The following is a 15,485-nucleotide window of genomic DNA, read 5'->3' as shown; positions in this document are numbered from 1 at the left end:
TGTTGATGGTCACGCGGGTGCTGATCGCCGATGATCAGGCGATGGTTCGGACCGGGTTCCGGTTGATCCTGGAGTCGGAGCCTGGGCTGGAGATCGTCGGCGAGGCGGGTGACGGCGCGGAAGCGGTCCGGCTGGCGCGCGAGCTGCGGCCGGACGTGACGCTGATGGACATCAACATGCCACGCGTCGACGGCCTCCAGGCGACCCGGCTGCTCGCCGGCGCGGGCGTCGCCGAACCGCTGCGGATCGTGGTGGTGACGACGTACGACCTCGACGAGAACGTGTACGCCGCGCTGCGTGCCGGCGCCTGTGGCTTCCTGGCCAAGGACGCCGGCCCGCGGCTGCTGATCGAGGCGGTCAAGGCTGCCGCTCAAGGCGACTCGATGGTCTCCCCGTCGGTCACGACCAGGCTGCTCGAACAGTTCACCCGCGACGCCAAACCGGTCGCCGCCAACCCACTGACCGATCGGGAAACCGAGGTGGTCAAGGCGGTGGCACGCGGCCGCACGAACAACGAGATCACCGACGAACTAGTCGTCTCCCTCTCCACGGTGAAGTCCCACCTCTCCAGCGCCCAACGCAAACTGAACCTCCGCAACAGAACCGAGCTCGCGATCTGGGCCTGGGAGAACCGCCTGGTCTCCTGAGTACGGCGGGCAGGCGCCCGCCAGTACTCCGAAGTGCAACGAGGCATCCCCCTTTTGCGCCCAACGCCTCGCGGCCGCCATCCACAGCACCTAGACGAGCTCACTACCGCAGCCAGCTCAGCCGCGTTGCGCGTCAACGGCGGGGCTGTTGGCCAATGCCGTAAGGGGTTTCCTCGGCAAGACAGCTCCGTCGCGTGGGGAGAGCCGGGTGTGGGGAACGCCGGGCCCGCCTGCCACCGGGGTGGGTGGCAGGCGGGGGTGAAAGTAGTTAGCAGGCGTAGACGATGGGTTGGAGGGTGTTGGTGCTTACGTCGTACCCGGCTGCTGTCCACTGGGTGTTGCGGTTGAAGATGTGGGTGAGCATGGTGCCTTCGGGGAAGGTGAGTTTGGTGCCGTCGGAGCGGATGATCATCGACGGGTAGTCGCCGTTCGCGCCCCACATGCCTTCGGTGACGGCGTCGTGGGAGGTGTTGAGGTCGATGACGCCCCGCTCGACCGGGGTGATGCGGGTGTTGCGGGTGTTCCAGATCAGGCCGGTCGTGCCGTCGGAGGCGTACTGCTGGCCGCCGATCGTGGTGCCTTCGATGTCGCGGGCCCAGACGTCGCCCTCGGTCAGGCCGCCGAGCGCGGTCGGCTGGGTGTTCCAGTTCTTCCACAGGTAGCTCGTCGCGCCGAACGCGCCGTCGGGAGTGACGCGCCCGACGATCAGACCCTCGTCGGAGATGTCGTCGAGGTACTCGACGGTGGCCCCCGCCGGCGTCGGGAGCAGTCGAGGCTGACGACCCGCCGGCCAGACGAAGGCGACGCGCTTGCCGGCCGCCTCGTCCCAGCTGAGGCCGACGATGTCCTGCGCGGCGTTCATCCCGTGGAAGGTCGGGAACTTCAGGCTGGCAGGGATATCGAGGATCCGGTACGAGTCGGTCTTGGCCGAGTAGATCCAGTACTCGTCCTTGTCACTGCCATAGGTGGTACCGAGCACCAACCCACCCTTGATGACCGAGTAGCCGAACGATTCGGCGCCGGCCAGCGAAGTGCCGAGCCAGCGCGGTACGCCGTCCACCCAGAGCACCGCCTGCGGGTGCTGGTGTCCGTCGCGGTTGGCCTCTCCGAGGATGTACCGCCCGGACGGGTCCGCGGTGGTGACCTGGCTCGATCCGGGCAACGAGTCGGCGGGCAGGTTGAGTACGGTTTTGACGCAGTTCGCTTGTACTGCTTGGGTTTCCGGGCTTGCGGCGAAGGCCTGCGTGGCCGGCACCGCGGTGGCGAGAAGAGTTACTGCAGCAACGACGCTTCTGTTCATGCTGGTAATCCCCCAGACGAAGTGGCGGACCAGGGAGTGGTCCGTCCTTGCCTGTCGGACGGCACCGTCCGGACCGAAGTTCGGTCCGGACGAGCCATTGCAGCAAGTTGCAGAAGTGGAACTCAGACGTCGATGCGGGACCCCATGATCACGACCCGGTCGCGCGGCAGGCTGAAGTACTCGGCCGCGTCTGCGGTGATGCCGGAGGTGGCGATGAAGAGCCGCTTGCGCCAGCGCGTCATCCCGGGCGCGTCGCCGAGACCCAGTTCGATCGTCGACAGGAAGTACGAGGTGTCCTGCAGATCGGCGGACATCTCGGGGCTCTTCTCGGCCGCGAGGCGTACTACCGCGGGGACGTCCGGCGTCTGCATGTAGCCGAAACGTGCTGCTACATGGATGATCCCGTCGTCGAGGTGACCGATGTCGTCGACGGTGATGCTGTCGGCCACGTCGACGTGCGGGACCGGGTCGGTCTCGATCGACAGGATCAGTACGTGCTTGTGCAGGATGTGGTTGTGCTCGACGTTGGCACGCATCGCGAGCGGCACGCTGGTCTTGCTGCGGTTGAGGAAGACGGCGGTACCAGGCACCCGCTGCAGCGGTGGCGACGACTCGTGGAGCTCGTCGATGAACTCGCGGAGCGGACCCTCCCGCTGCTCGCGGCGCTGCGTCACCAGCACCCGGCCGCGTTGCCACGTGGTCAGCACGGTGAAGACGGTGAGCGCGATGATCAGCGGCAGCCAGGCGCCGTGCGCGATCTTGGTCAGGTTGGCGGCCAGGAAGAGCAGCTCGATGGTCAGGAAGATCGCGGCGCCGACGATGACCAGCCAGAGCGGCTTACGCCATTGGCGTCGCACGATGTAGAAGAACAGGATCGAGTTGATCACGATCGTGCCGGTGACGGCCATGCCGTAGGCGAAGGCGAGCGCCGCCGAGCTCTCGAAGGCGAAGACCAGGGTGAGGACCGAGATCATCAACGCCCAGTTGACCCACGGCACGTAGATCTGGCCGATCGTCTCCTCGGACGTGTGCTGGATCCGCAGCCGGGGCAGGTAGCCGAGTTGCATCGCCTGCCGGGCGACCGAGAAGGCGCCGGTGATCACCGCCTGAGCGGCGATCACGGTGGCGGCGGTGGCGAGCAGCACCAGCGGCAGCCGGGCCCAGTGGGGGACCAGCAGGAAGAACGGGCTGCTGATGTTGCTCGTGTCCGAAAGGACCAGCGCGCCCTGACCGAGATAGCTCAGGATGAGGGCCGGGAAGACCATGAAGAGCCAGGCCCGGCTGATCGGTCCCCGGCCGAAGTGGCCCAGGTCGGCGTACAGGGCCTCGGCGCCGGTGATCGCCAGGACGACGGCGGCCAGCGCGAAGAACGCGATCGAGAAGTGACCGGTCATGAAGCCGATCGCGTAGGTCGGCGACAGCGCCTTGAGGATCTGCGGGTGGTCGACGATGCCACCGATCCCGGCCACCGCGATCACGGTGAACCAGACGATCATCACCGGGCCGAACGAGCGCCCGATCTTCGCCGTGCCCAGCCGCTGGACCGCGAACAGCACCAGGATGATGGTCGCGGTGATCGGTACGACGAGGTGGTCGAGACCGGGCTGCACCACCTTCAGGCCTTCGACCGCCGACAGCACCGAGATGGCCGGGGTGATCATCGAGTCGCCGAAGAAGAGCGAGGCGCCGAAGATGCCGAGCCCGGCCAGGATGTACTTCGTGCGCGCCGTGCCGGGGACGGCCTTGCCCCCGATCAGCGTGATCATCGCCAGGATGCCGCCCTCGCCGTCGTTGTCGGCGCGCAGCACCAGCAGCACGTACTTGATGGTGACGATCATCGTCACCGACCAGAAGATCAGTGAGATGATGCCGTAGACGTTGCCGGTGGTGACCGGCACCGGGTGCGGGTCTTCGGGGTTGAAGACCGTCTGGACCGCGTAGATCGGACTCGTCCCGATGTCCCCGAACACGACGCCCAGCGCGCCCACCATCAGAGCCGCCTTCGCGAGCGTCCGGCTACCGCCTGCGGCCTTTTCCGTCTCAGTCACGAGGGAATTGAATCACCCGGAGGGGCGGGTCCAGCGGCAGAGGGGCTTAAAGCGCCGGTACGTCGGCGCGGATCACGAGCAGCCGGTGGAGCATCGTCAGCTGGATGGTCGACTCGAGTTGTGGGCGCAGGCGGGCCAGGCAGAGGGTGCCGCCGGCGTCCTCGGCCAGCTTGTGGAGCCTGACGAGGGCGCCGAGGCCGCTCGAGTCGCAGAACATCAGGTCTGCGAGGTCGAGGATGACGCAGCGGCCGGCCTCGGCCAGTGGCTGGGCTGCGGTGAGGAAGCGGGCGGTGGTGCCGAAGTCGAGCTCGCCGGAGACCGTGATCACGACGTCCGAGCCGCGATCGAGGACTTCGAGGGACAGCAGGTCGTCGGTCACCGGACGCCCCCGCGCAGCCTGCGGGTGTCGACCAGTTCCTGGGCGACGTCGCGCAGCTTGACGTTGTTCTGCTGCGAGTAGCGCTTGAGGATCTCGAAGGCGGCGGTGTCGTCGAGGTCGAAGCGCTCCATCAGGATGCCCATCGCCTGCCCGACCAGCTTGCGCGCGTCGACGGCCGCGGCCATCGTCTCGCTGTCCCGGGTGGAGGCGACGGCGATCGAGGCGTGCCGGGCCAGGATGTGCGCGATCGCCTCGTCGTCCACGGAAAACGCGTGCGGCTCGGTGTTGAACAGGGACAGTACGCCGATCAGCTGCTCGCCGGACCACATCGGCACATGCAGGGCCGAGCCGATCCCGTACTGCGTGAACTGGTCGATCAACGCCGGCCAGCGGGTCTCGGTGGCCGTGTCGCGGACGTGGACGGTGACCCCTTGGCTGACTGCGGTGAGCAACGGGCCGTCACCGAGCTCGGACTGGGCCTCGTAGATCGCGGTGACCACCGGGTCGGTCACCGCGGCGATCTCCCGGCTGCCTCGCAGGGTGAGCGTGACGCCGGCGTACGAGCACGCCTCGGCCTGCAGTGCGAACTGGACGACCGACTCGACCGTTTCGGCCATCCCGTCCGCGTCGTGCAGCTCGACCGCGAGACGGGCGAAGGCATCCGCCCCGAAGGCCTCCTGAAGGTCCCCGGGATCGGAGAGCCGAGCGTACTGATCCATGGCGCAATCATGCACCGCCCTACCCCCAACGCAGCCGGGCGGCGCGGAATTGAGGCCCAGACCGTTGCGTCAGCGGACGGGCGCTCCGAGGGCCAGCAACGCGGTGTCGTCCGCGAGTCGCGGACCGAACCCGGCCAGCACTTCGGAGAGTGCCGCGACGAGCGCGTCCGGTGACGTACCGGCGTACTGGCGGGCGAGTGCGCGGAGGGCTTCCGGACCGTACAGATCCCGCTGGCCGTTGACGCGGGCCTCGGTCAGGCCGTCGGTGTAGAGCAGGAGCAGATCGCCTGGGTCGAGAGTGATTTCGGTCTGCGGGAACTGCGACGAAGGCAGGATGCCGATCAGGGTGCCGTCGCGGCTGCGCAGGTATTCGCAGGTGCCGTCGGCGCGGATCAGCAGTGGTGGCGGGTGGCCGCCGGATGCGAACCGGATGGCGATCCGGCCGGTCTCGGAGTCGCTCAGCAGGGTCCCGAAGACGGCTGTGCAGTAGCGCAGGTCGCCACTGGAGAAGCGTTCGTACAGGAGCTCGTTGAGGGTGCTCAGTGCGGCCGCCGGGTTGTGCATCGCGGCGGCGCGCAAGGTGTAGCGGGCCAGTGAGGTGACGGCTGCGGCGGCGGGGCCTTTGCCGCAGACGTCGCCGAGGAAGAAGGCCCAGCGTTCGGAGTCCAGGGCGAAGACGTCGTAGAAGTCGCCGCCGAGCTCGTCGGGTGAGGCGGTGTGGTAGTACGCCGCGGTGGTCACGCCGGGCACGGTCGGCATGGTTGCCGGTAGCAAGGATTGCTGGAGCACGGCCAGGGCGTCCTGGAGCCGGGCGCGGTCTTCTTCGGCTTGCCCGCGGGCGACCTCGGCTTGGCTGCGGGCGATCTCGGCTTGGTGGTGGGCCCGCTCGGCTGCTTGGCGCTCGCGGAGCAGTTCCTCTTCGTAGGCGCGCCGGATCTGGGCGTCGAAGACGGTGGTGCGGACTCGGCCGTCGGGCTGGACTGCCGACGACACGAGCACGGGCATCCGCTGACCGTCTTGGCGCCTGAGTTCGAGCGCGACGCCGGCGACTTCGCCTTGCAGGCGCAGCAGGGGAGCGAAGTGGGTCTCGTGGTAGAGCTTGCCGCCGACGCTGAGCAGGTCGGCGAACCGGAGCTGTCCGACCACGGCGTCGCGGTCCAGGCCGAGCCAGCCGAGCACGGTGCTGTTGACGCTGACGATGGTGCCGTCGATCGTCGTCGTGAGATGGCCGCAGGGGTAGGCCTCGTCGTCGGCGCTCATCGCAGCGTCGCGAGGAAGGCGGCGATGGCGCTGTTGGTTGCCTCGGGCGACGAAAGATGGGGGCAGTGACCGGTCGCGTCGAGGGTGACGAGGGTCGAGCCTTCGACGGTCGAGTGCACGTACGCGCCGACCTGGCGTGGGGCGATCAGGTCCTCGGCCGACTCGATGATCAGGGTCGGCACCCGTACGCCGGCCAGGTCGGCGCGCGAGTCGGAGAGGAACGTAGTACGGGCGAACACGCGAGCCATCGCGGGGTCGGTGGCGCAGAAGCTGTTGGTCAGCTCCTCGCCGAGTTCGGGGCGGTCCGGCGTACCCATGATCGCCGGTGCCATCGCGGCGGACCAGCCGAGGTAGTTGGACTCCAGCGAGCTGAGTAGCTCGTCGATGTCCTGTGCGGTGAAGCCGCCACTGTAGTCGCCGTCGTCGATGTAGCACGGCGACGGCGCGACCATCACGAGGGCGCCGATCCTGGTGGGTGCCTTCTGGGCAGCGAGTACGCCGATCATCGCGCTGACCGAGTGGCCGACGAACACGGCGTCGGTCAGGTCGAGCGCGGCACAGACCTCGACCACGTCATCGGCGTACCCGCCGAGCGTCGAGTAACGCGTCTCGTCGAAGGCCGCCAACTCCGATCGCCCGGAGCCGACGTAGTCGAAGAGCACGACCCGGTACTCCGAAGCCAGCGCGGGGACCGTCAGGCGCCACATGTTCTGGTCGCAGCCGAACCCGTGGGCCAGGACGACCGTCCGCCCGTCCGGATTGCCCGTGACGACGACGTTGTTCCGGCGCAAGGTGTCCACGGCGGTCATCCTTGCATCGAGGTGCGCGGTTCAGAGGTGCGGAACGTCCGGCGGTAGGTGGTGGGGGAGACGCCGGCGGTCTCGCGGAGCTGCTGGCGCAGGTTGGTACCGCTGCCGAGGCCGGTGCGGTCGGCGATCTGGTCGACGGTCAGGTCGGTGTCCTCGAGGAGTTGGCGGGCGTAGTCGAGGCGCTGCATGGCTAGCCAGGTGCCGGGGCTCACGCCGGTTTCGGCGCGGAATCTTCTGGTGAAGGTCCGAACACTCATCCGGGCGTGGGCGGCTAGCTCGACCAGGCTCAGTGGGCGGCCGAGTTGCTCGGCGGCCCAGGCTCGGGTGGCCGCAGTACCGCCGTCTTGACCGGGCGGGATCGGGCGGCGGACGTACTGCGCTTGCCCGCCGTCGCGCCTAGGCGGCACGACGCATGCTCGGGCCACCGAACTCGCGACGGCACTGCCGTGGTCCTGGCGGATGACGTGCAGGCAGAGGTCGATACCGGCCGCTACTCCGGCGGAGGTCATTACGTCGCCGTCGTCGATGTAGAGCACCATCGGATCCACCTGTACTGCGGGGAACAGTTGCTGGAACTCCTCCGCCTCGGCCCAGTGAGTCGCGGCGGGGCGGCCGTCGAGGAGTCCGGCGGCGGCCAGTACGAAGGCCCCGGTGCAGATCGCCAGGAGCCGGGTGCTGGGGCGGAGGTGCTTGAGGGCACGCAGTACGTCGTCGTCGAGCAGGCCGTCGGTGTTGACGATGTCGTGGAGGAGACGGGTGGGTGGGATCACGACGGTGTCGGCGGTGGCGAGGACTGACGCGTCGTGCTGCACGGTGATCGAGTAGTCCTCGGCGGTGCGTACCGGCTGGCCGTCGATGGTGCAGGTGACCACCTCGTACAGCTTCTGGTCTTCTGCCGTGACTGCGCCGCCGAAGATCCTCGACGGGATGGCCAGCTCGAAGGGGACGACGCCCGGCAGCGCCAGGACGGCGACGCGGTGCGGGGGTGCGGACATGGCCCGATAGTTTCACATGATGTCCATCAGGCCAGTAGGCAGCGTGCTGGATCGCCGAAAGACTCTGCTGTATGACGACGATGAATGCGGTGGTGGCGCGGGGGATCGGTGGGCCTGAGGTTCTGCAGTTGCAGGAGGTGGAGCGGCCGGTGCCGGGGCTGACCGAGATCCTGGTGCGGGTCCATGCGGCCGGGATCAACCCGACGGACTGGAAGGCCCGCGCGTCCGGCGGGCGAGTGGGTCCGGGCGACTTCCCGCTGATCCTGGGCTATGACGTGGCCGGTGTGGTGGAGGCGGTCGGGGGTGGGGTGACCTGGCTGAAGGTGGGGGACGAGGTGCTGGGGATGCCTAAGTTCCCGGTGCTGCCGGGTGGCTATGCGGAGTACGTCGTTGCGCAGTCGCGGCAGTTCGTGCGAAAGCCGGCGGTACTGAGCTTTGAGGAGGCAGCGGGGTTACCGCTGGCTGCGCTGACCGCTTGGCAGGGGCTGGTCGACACTGCCGGGTTGAGTGCTGGGCAGCGGGTGCTGGTGCATGCTGCGGCGGGCGGTGTCGGGCATCTGGCGGTGCAGATCGCCAAGAGCCTCGGCGCTTATGTGATCGGCACGGCGAGTGCGGCCAAGCACTCATTTGTTCGCTCACTCGGCGCCGACGAGGTGATCGACTATCGCTCGGTGGACTTTGTCTCCGTACTCCGTGAGTCCCCGGTCGATGTGGTTTTCGACCCGATCGCGGGCGACACCAGCCTGCGATCGGTACAGGTCCTCAAGGACGGCGGCGTACTCGTGTCGATCCTCAACGTCGAGGAGGACGCGGCGGCCGAGGCGAAGCGGCGGGGCATCCAGGCCGACTTCACCCTGGTCGAGCCCGACCGGCTCGCCTTGACCGCCGTCACCGACCTGGTCGAGGCCGGCCGGCTGCGGGTGGAGCTCGACTCGGTGTTCCCGCTGGCCGAGGCGGCCGATGCGCATCGGCGGGGCGAGACCAACGCGGCCAGCGGCAAGATCGTGCTTCGGGTCGCCTAGGTCGCAGGGGCGTCGGCGCGCCGGCTGAGGACGGCGAAGGCGATGGTGGACAGCGTGGTCAGGGCGGCCGGCAGGAAGAAGACGTGGGGGAGGCCGATGGCTGCCACGCCCAGGCCGCCGATCGCGCCGCCGATGGCTGAGCTGACGGGGATGGAGCTGAGGAAGATACCGGACGCTGTGCCGACGCCTTCGGGGTACAGGTGCTGCGCGATGGAGACGCCGAGGGCGCCGACGCAGGCCCAGAGGCCGGCTGTGAGGGCTTGGCCGACGAACAGGGCCACTACGGAAGTACTGGTTGCGTAGGCGAGGTTGCCGGCCAGGCCGAGAGCTGCTCCGGCGGTCATCACCTTGAGGCCGCCGAAGCGGTCGGCGAGGCGGGCGACGAGGGGAAGCAGGAGGAGTTCGAGGAGGGGCTGGATCCCGATCACGGCGCCGCGCATGGTGTCGGAGACGTGGAGTTGTTCAGCCATGTAGATCGGGAGGTAGCCGAACTTGATGGTGTCGCCCGTCATCGCGAGGACGCAGATCGCGGTGAAGACCAGCAGCGGCATCATGTGGTCGATCTGGCGCCGGCCTGTCGAGCGCGGGATCAGGGTGACGTCGTCGTACCGCTCCACGCGCTGCCGGCCGAGCGGGATCATCTGCGCGAAGACGCAGGTCGCGGTCGCCACGAGCAGCGCGCGCAGCCCGAACTCCCCACCGAACCAGCTGCCCGCGACCGGCCCGATCATCCACCCGATCACGAACGCCATCCGGACGGTCGCGACGACCCGGTTGTCGGCCTTCGTCGGGTGGCGGCTCAACTCGTCCCGGCAGGCCGCGAACAGCTGCGCCATCGACCCACCGGACACGCTCAAGGCGACCGCGCTGATCACGAACGGCAGCCAGACGGTGTTCGCCGCCGCCATCGCGAGCCACCCGACCGTCCCGACCAGCGCGCAGATCCGAAACCACAACAGCCGCTCAGGAGTCCGATCAGACAGTCGCCCAACCAGGTACCCCGCAACAGGCGCCGCCAGGTTCGTCACGTAGTACAGCCCGGCCACCGGCAACGGCGTATGCAACTCCCGGACGAGGAAGAGCGTGAGCTGCGGCGTCGCCGCCGACATCCCGATCCCGGCAATCAGCAAGGCGAGGAACGACGCCCGGTAGACCTTCGACCCGAAGACGATCCCCAGCGCAGACTCGGACCGGTCCAGCATCACCCTCCCCTAAACCGCTTCAGCAAACTCCCCGGATCTTATCCGTGCGGTCTGCGCTCCGCTCCCGCGTCTCAGCCTGGGCCGCCACGCATACACAACCCTCGCCGGTCGTCGCGACCCGCCGAGGTAACCGGTTGCCGGTCGAGTTGTGTATGCACCGGCTGCCGCCGGCCCACCCGAAGCCCGAGTCGGACGCCGCCATCACGGGGCGACGTACTCTTGAGGGGTGCGTTCCCGTCCCACACTGAGCTGGTCTCCTGGGCCTGATGTGCTGTCGCTTGCGCCTGGGGTGACGGATGTTGCGGCTGTTGCCGAGGTGGTCGGTGGTGGGGGAGTTGTGGTGCTGAGTGGGGCCGGGATTTCCACTGAGTCGGGGATTCCGGATTATCGGGGTGAGACGGGGAGTCTGCGGACTCATACGCCGATGACGTACGGCGACTTCGTGGGGAGTGCGGCGGGGCGGCAGCGGTACTGGGCGCGGAGTCACCTGGGGTGGCGGACGATCGCTCGGGCCGATCCGAACGCGGGGCATCGGGCCGTGGCGGCGTTGCAGGCTCGGGGGTACGTCGACGGCGTGATCACCCAGAACGTCGACGGGCTGCATGGCGCGGCCGGGGCGCGGGATGTGATCGAGTTGCATGGCAATCTCGACCGGGTGATTTGCCTGGACTGCCGGCAGACCACGCCGCGCGAGGAGCTGGATCGGCGGCTGCGTTCCGCCAACCCGGTCTTCGACGCGCAGGCGACGCGGATCAACCCGGACGGCGATGTGGAGTTGCCTGATGAGGTTGTCAAGGACTTCCACCTGGTCGACTGCACCAACTGTGGGTCGCCGCTGCTCAAGCCGGATGTCGTCTTCTTCGGGGAGAACGTGCCGAAGACCCGGGTCGAGCGCTGCTATCGGCTGATCGACGACGCCCGCGCGGTGCTGGTCCTCGGTTCGTCGCTGACCGTCATGTCCGGCTTCCGCTTCGTCCGGTATGCCGCGAAGGCCGGCAAACCCGTCCTGATCATCAACCAGGGCATCACCCGCGGCGACCCGTACGCCGCAGTGCGAGTGAACCTCCCGCTCGGCGAAGCGCTCACCAGCCTCACCGGCGCACTCCTCTGACGCCGGCGTACCCGGTCCGACCTCGGTCCTGTCGCTCTTCGGCCGGCCCTTCGGTCTGACTCTGCGGCTGCCCCGGCGGCGGCCTTTTCGGGTGCGAGGATGCGGTTGTGGAGTCCTACGTCGAGCATCCGCCGCTGCCGGAGCTGGCGGCGATGGTGCGCACGGTGTGGATCCAGCGCACCGGCGGTACGGCGTACGTGCAACGGCATCTGCCCACCGGCGGCGTCGAGATCCACTTCCCGATCGGTGGCCGACCGCAACTGGTTGGCCCGCTGACCGGTCCCGAGGTCGAGGTCATCCCGCCGAACACGACGATCGTCGGCATGCGATTCCATCCGGGGACCGCGCCGCCGCTGCCGACCGTCCTCGACGAGCTGGTGGATCAGCGACTCGGCCTGGCGGACCTGTGGCGCAACTCGGTCGACCGCCTCGTCGAGACAGTCGCCTCAGCCGGTACGCCGGAACGAGGGCTGCTCTTGTTGCAAGCCGAGCTCCTGCAGCAGTTCCGGCGTACCGGCGCCGTCGACCCGCTGGTCAGCGCAGCCGTACGAGCGCTGATGCCCTGGCGCCCAGTCAACATCGACAGCCTCGCGACCCACCTGGCCCTGTCATCGAGCCAACTCCGCCGCCGCTGCCTCCAGACAGTCGGCATGACCCCCAAGGTCCTCCAGCGAACCCTGCGCTTCCAAGGCTTCCTCGCCCTCGCTCAAGCCGGCGCCACACCCAGCGGCCGACGCGGAGCGGACGGCATGGCCGGCCTGGCAATCGACGCCGGCTACGCCGACCAGGCCCACCTCAGCCGGGAATGCCTCCGCCTCACCGGCCTCACCCCCACCCAACTCCTGGGCGGCGACCTCGAACGCTGCCAATGCGGCCACGACCACTCCGCCTCCTACCAACCTTTCCTGGCCACCCGCCCCCCGACCCTCACCACCCAACGACTCCGGGCCTGACGCCCACCCATCCGCTCGTCGCCAGCCGCACCACCGCCCCGTCCTCCGCCATGCGACCGCCCACTGCCCCCCCGACCTCAGCGGGATCCGCGCTGATGGCGATGCACGTTTTGTTCAAGACCTGGGGCGGGTGCTGCTCGTAGTTTCGGTGTCGTGACCGATCTAGCCGCGGACCTGGATGGCGAGGTGTTCTGGCCTCGATCGCCGGGGTATGACGATGTGCGGCGGCCGGTCAATGGTGCTTATCGGGACGTGCGGCCGCGGTTGGTGATTCGGTGCCGGTCGGTTTCGGATGTGGTCAGTGCGGTTCGATACGTGAGGCGTACCGGCGACCGGCTGGCGCTTCGGGGTGGTGGGCATTGTTTTGCCGGGCGGTCGTCGACGGATGGGGTTCTGATTGATCTGTCGGGGCTCGGTGGGATCTCGGTGGTGGGTGAGGTTGCGACGATCGGGGCCGGTGCGCGGCTGGCGGAGGTGTACTCGACGCTGCATTCGTACGGGCGGACCTTGCCGGCGGGGTGTGGGCCGACGGTCGGGATCGCCGGGTTGACGCTCGGCGGCGGGATCGGGTTGCTGGGGCGGCGGTACGGATTGACCTGCGATCGGCTCATCGGCGTACAGGTTGTGCTGGCGGACGGCAGCGTCGTGGATTGCGCTGAGGATCGCGAGCCGGAGCTGTTCTGGGCGCTGCGGGGTGCAGGCGGCGGGCAGTTCGGGGTGGTGACGGTACTGCGGTTCGCCACCGTCCCAGAGCCGTTGGCGACCCGCGTCGAGGCGCGCTGGTCGGGTGGTGCTCTCGAGGACGTCGTGTCGGCCTGGCAGGCGTGGGCGCCGGACGCTCCGGACGAGCTCACCGTCAACCTCTGCGTCGCGTCGGAGCCGGGCGTACCGACGGAGGCGACGCTCTTCGGTGCCTCTCTGCTGGGCGAGGGACCGACTCGCGAACTGCTGCAGCCGCTCGTGTCCTCGGCCGACTCGATCGAGTTGCGGGCCGGGCTGCCGTTTCATCGGTTGAAGAGCACATTCGCCGATCCGCGGGGTGTTCCCGCCGTACGAATGCGGTCGGAGTTCTTCTCGCATTCGATGTCCGCGGGCACGGTCTCGTCGCTCCTGGCCCAGCTGGCGAAGGGTGGCCGGGAGATCGCCTTCACCGCGATGGGTGGGGCGTACAACCGGGTCGCCGAGGATGCGACGGCGTTCGCTCATCGGGGCGAACGCTTTCTGCTCGAACACATCGGCGCGGCGGACGATCCGTGGGTCGACGAGTCGTGGGCGACGGCTCATGTCGACGGCTCTGGACGGGTGTACCCCAATTTCCCCGACCCGGCGCTTGGCGACTGGGCTTCGGCGTACCACGCAGGGAACTGTTCACGGCTGGTGGCGGTCAAGGACGCATACGACCCGGACCGGCTTTTCACCTTCTTCCAGGGAGTGTCATGAGCAAGGTCTTCAGTGCGTTGTCGGTGTCGGTCGACGGGTACATCACCGGGCGCGATCCGGGGGAGGGGCGTGGGCTCGGCGACGCGACGATGCTGTTCGACTGGTACTTCGACGGCGATACGCCGAGCAAGGAGTTCGACGGGTTCACGTTGAGTGCGGCGAGTGCGCGGGTGTTCGACGCGTTCGCCGGGCGGGTCGGGGCGAGCCTCGCCGGGCGGAACACGTACGACGACTCCGGCTGGATCAACGGTGGTACGCCGCATCCTCACGCGCCTCTGGTCGTGCTCACGCATCGCCCGATCCCGGGGGAGCGCGATCGGCAGACCGTGGTCACGACGGGGATCGTGGATGCCGTCGCGGCGGCGCGGTCGGTGGCCGGTGAGAAGGACGTGGCGCTGATGGGTGGTGGGGTGGTGACGGCGGCGCTCGAGGCCGGGCTGGTCGATGAGCTGGTCCTGCATCAGGTGCCGATTCTGCTGGGTGGGGGCCGGCGGTTCTTCCAGTCGTTGCCTTCGCATGTGGGGTTGCGGCTGGTGGAGGCGGTACCGGCGGACGGTGTGACGCATCTTCACTACGAGGTCGTTCGATGATTCTTGTGACCGGTGGGTTGGGAATGATCGGGGCGCAGACGGCTCGTGCGTTGGTGGAGCTCGGGGAGGAGGTGGTGGTTACGGCGTACCGGCGTACGGAGGTGCCATCGTTCTTGGCCGGCAGGGTGGTTGTGGAGACTTTGGACGTCACTGACCGGGAGGCGTTATTTGCCCTTGGCAAGCGTTATGCGGTCACCGGCATCGTGCATCTTGCGGGGACCATTCCTGGTGAGGATGCGGTCGACTACTTCCGTACTGACCTGACGGGGCTGCTGAATGCGCTGGATGCCGCGCGGGCGTGGGGTGTGCGGCGGTTTGCGGTTGCCAGCAGCCTCGGGGTTTATCTGGGGCGGCCGGAGATCCCTTGGCATGAAGAGCTTGCGCTGGTGAATGTGGAGTATCCGCATCTGATCATCGCGTTCAAGAAGGCTGTCGAGCCGCTGGTGACACACAGCCTGCAGGGCACCGGGGTGCAGCCGGTCTTGCTCCGGATCGGAGGTACGTGGGGACCGCTGATGGATCCGGAATCACCGTTCAATCCCATCCCGGCGTGCGTCAGCGCCCTACGCCGCGGCGAGAAGCCGCGCCCCGTCTACGCCGGCGACGGTGGCGACAACACCTATGCCCCCGACACCGGCCGCGCGATCGCCCTGCTGATGACGGCGCCGACCCTGCAACACGACATCTACAACATCTCCAACGGCCGCCGAACCACCAACCGCGAGGTCGCAGACGCCTTGCAGTCCGCCTTCCCCGACGCCGACCTAGACGTCATCCCCGGCAGACAGAGCGGCCCCGGCGACGACCCCTACCTGGACATAACCCGCCTCACCACCGAAACCGGCTTCACCCCCGAGTACGACGTCCCCACCGCCCTCACCCACTACCTGACCTGGCGTACCACCAACCGCCGCTAACCCCACCCCGCCCGCACCCTCCCTTTTGCCTGATTGGGCAGGTTTCATGCGTACGGGGTGGCGGAGCTGCGCTGGCGGTGTGGGTGGACGGTG

The 15,485-nt window shown here is 68.3% G+C and carries 15 protein-coding genes; 7 read left to right on the top strand and 8 right to left on the bottom strand.

Translation table 11 applies throughout. From position 1 onward, the window contains the following. The first annotated feature begins 5 nt into the window (after positions 1-5). Entirely contained in the window at positions 6-647 is a 642-nt protein-coding gene (locus ABD768_RS05920) for a response regulator (protein WP_344838115.1), read from the top strand. Between the two features lie 268 nt (positions 648-915). Here the strand turns inward: ABD768_RS05920 and ABD768_RS05915 are convergent, their stop codons facing one another. The 7 genes from ABD768_RS05915 to ABD768_RS05885 all read right to left on the bottom strand — a co-directional run bounded on the left by ABD768_RS05915 (position 916) and on the right by ABD768_RS05885 (position 8,157). After that, positions 916-1,947: a hypothetical protein gene (locus ABD768_RS05915; protein ID WP_344838113.1), complete on the bottom strand. Its 1,032-nt coding sequence runs from the start codon at positions 1,945-1,947 to the stop codon at positions 916-918. Positions 1,948-2,069: 122 nt separating this feature from the next. Next, complete coding sequence (locus tag ABD768_RS05910) at positions 2,070-3,995, bottom strand: potassium transporter Kup (protein ID WP_343968365.1); 1,926 nt, start codon at positions 3,993-3,995, stop codon at positions 2,070-2,072. 46 nt (positions 3,996-4,041) lie between these two features. Continuing rightward, entirely contained in the window at positions 4,042-4,374 is a 333-nt protein-coding gene (locus ABD768_RS05905; protein WP_343968363.1) for an STAS domain-containing protein, read from the bottom strand. Beyond that, positions 4,371-5,093, bottom strand: a complete 723-nt coding sequence (locus tag ABD768_RS05900) for a GAF and ANTAR domain-containing protein (RefSeq protein ID WP_344838111.1) — start codon at positions 5,091-5,093, stop codon at positions 4,371-4,373. Before ABD768_RS05900 ends, ABD768_RS05905 begins: the two co-directional genes overlap by 4 nt. Positions 5,094-5,162: 69 nt before the next feature. Continuing rightward, positions 5,163-6,353, bottom strand: a complete 1,191-nt coding sequence (locus ABD768_RS05895; protein WP_344838109.1) for a PP2C family protein-serine/threonine phosphatase — start codon at positions 6,351-6,353, stop codon at positions 5,163-5,165. Next, the gene (locus ABD768_RS05890) at positions 6,350-7,162 is read right to left on the bottom strand and encodes an alpha/beta fold hydrolase (protein WP_343968358.1); all 813 of its coding nucleotides are present in this window, start codon (positions 7,160-7,162) and stop codon (positions 6,350-6,352) included. The genes ABD768_RS05895 and ABD768_RS05890 overlap by 4 nt, the downstream gene beginning before the upstream one ends. Next, on the bottom strand, positions 7,159-8,157 hold the full coding sequence (locus ABD768_RS05885; RefSeq protein WP_344838106.1) for a GlxA family transcriptional regulator: 999 nt from the start codon (positions 8,155-8,157) through the stop codon (positions 7,159-7,161). Before ABD768_RS05885 ends, ABD768_RS05890 begins: the two co-directional genes overlap by 4 nt. A 71-nt stretch (positions 8,158-8,228) precedes the next feature. On the opposite strand from ABD768_RS05885, the gene ABD768_RS05880 reads away from it, so the two are divergent. Beyond that, on the top strand, positions 8,229-9,179 hold the full coding sequence (locus ABD768_RS05880) for an NADP-dependent oxidoreductase (RefSeq protein ID WP_344838105.1): 951 nt from the start codon (positions 8,229-8,231) through the stop codon (positions 9,177-9,179). Here the strand turns inward: ABD768_RS05880 and ABD768_RS05875 are convergent. Then, positions 9,176-10,381, bottom strand: a complete 1,206-nt coding sequence (locus tag ABD768_RS05875; protein WP_343968352.1) for an MFS transporter — start codon at positions 10,379-10,381, stop codon at positions 9,176-9,178. The genes ABD768_RS05880 and ABD768_RS05875 overlap by 4 nt on opposite strands. 226 nt (positions 10,382-10,607) lie before the next feature. On the opposite strand from ABD768_RS05875, the gene ABD768_RS05870 reads away from it, so the two are divergent. The 5 genes from ABD768_RS05870 (at position 10,608) to ABD768_RS05850 (ending at position 15,392) form a co-directional block, all read left to right on the top strand. After that, the gene (locus tag ABD768_RS05870; protein ID WP_344838101.1) at positions 10,608-11,492 is read left to right on the top strand and encodes an NAD-dependent protein deacetylase; all 885 of its coding nucleotides are present in this window, start codon (positions 10,608-10,610) and stop codon (positions 11,490-11,492) included. A 107-nt stretch (positions 11,493-11,599) separates the two neighbouring features. Next, positions 11,600-12,445, top strand: a complete 846-nt coding sequence (locus ABD768_RS05865; protein ID WP_344838098.1) for a helix-turn-helix domain-containing protein — start codon at positions 11,600-11,602, stop codon at positions 12,443-12,445. A 153-nt stretch (positions 12,446-12,598) separates the two neighbouring features. Then, the gene (locus tag ABD768_RS05860; RefSeq protein WP_344838095.1) at positions 12,599-13,885 is read left to right on the top strand and encodes an FAD-binding oxidoreductase; all 1,287 of its coding nucleotides are present in this window, start codon (positions 12,599-12,601) and stop codon (positions 13,883-13,885) included. Next, the gene (locus ABD768_RS05855; RefSeq protein ID WP_343968346.1) at positions 13,882-14,475 is read left to right on the top strand and encodes a dihydrofolate reductase family protein; all 594 of its coding nucleotides are present in this window, start codon (positions 13,882-13,884) and stop codon (positions 14,473-14,475) included. The genes ABD768_RS05860 and ABD768_RS05855 overlap by 4 nt, the downstream gene beginning before the upstream one ends. Continuing rightward, entirely contained in the window at positions 14,472-15,392 is a 921-nt protein-coding gene (locus ABD768_RS05850) for an NAD-dependent epimerase/dehydratase family protein (RefSeq protein WP_344838092.1), read from the top strand. Before ABD768_RS05855 ends, ABD768_RS05850 begins: the two co-directional genes overlap by 4 nt. Positions 15,393-15,485: the final 93 nt, after the last annotated feature.

Origin of the sequence: Kribbella ginsengisoli, from assembly GCF_039537185.1 — a bacterium.
Taxonomy (GTDB): Bacteria; Actinomycetota; Actinomycetes; order Propionibacteriales; family Kribbellaceae; genus Kribbella; species Kribbella koreensis.
Note: the sequence above shows the minus strand (reverse complement) of the source record. Positions and strands in the feature narration are given on the sequence as shown.

Excerpts from the sequence above, each read along its gene's own strand:
- ABD768_RS05900 (WP_344838111.1), bottom strand. The coding sequence starts at position 5,093 with ATGGATCAGTACGCTCGGCTCTCCGATCCCGGGGACCTTCAGGAGGCC.
- ABD768_RS05885 (WP_344838106.1), bottom strand. The coding sequence starts at position 8,157 with ATGTCCGCACCCCCGCACCGCGTCGCCGTCCTGGCGCTGCCGGGCGTC.
- ABD768_RS05855 (WP_343968346.1), top strand. The coding sequence starts at position 13,882 with ATGAGCAAGGTCTTCAGTGCGTTGTCGGTGTCGGTCGACGGGTACATC.
- ABD768_RS05915 (WP_344838113.1), bottom strand. The coding sequence starts at position 1,947 with ATGAACAGAAGCGTCGTTGCTGCAGTAACTCTTCTCGCCACCGCGGTG.
- ABD768_RS05880 (WP_344838105.1), top strand. The coding sequence starts at position 8,229 with ATGACGACGATGAATGCGGTGGTGGCGCGGGGGATCGGTGGGCCTGAG.
- ABD768_RS05850 (WP_344838092.1), top strand. The coding sequence starts at position 14,472 with ATGATTCTTGTGACCGGTGGGTTGGGAATGATCGGGGCGCAGACGGCT.
- ABD768_RS05920 (WP_344838115.1), top strand. The coding sequence starts at position 6 with ATGGTCACGCGGGTGCTGATCGCCGATGATCAGGCGATGGTTCGGACC.
- ABD768_RS05875 (WP_343968352.1), bottom strand. The coding sequence starts at position 10,381 with ATGCTGGACCGGTCCGAGTCTGCGCTGGGGATCGTCTTCGGGTCGAAG.
- ABD768_RS05895 (WP_344838109.1), bottom strand. The coding sequence starts at position 6,353 with ATGAGCGCCGACGACGAGGCCTACCCCTGCGGCCATCTCACGACGACG.
- ABD768_RS05890 (WP_343968358.1), bottom strand. The coding sequence starts at position 7,162 with ATGACCGCCGTGGACACCTTGCGCCGGAACAACGTCGTCGTCACGGGC.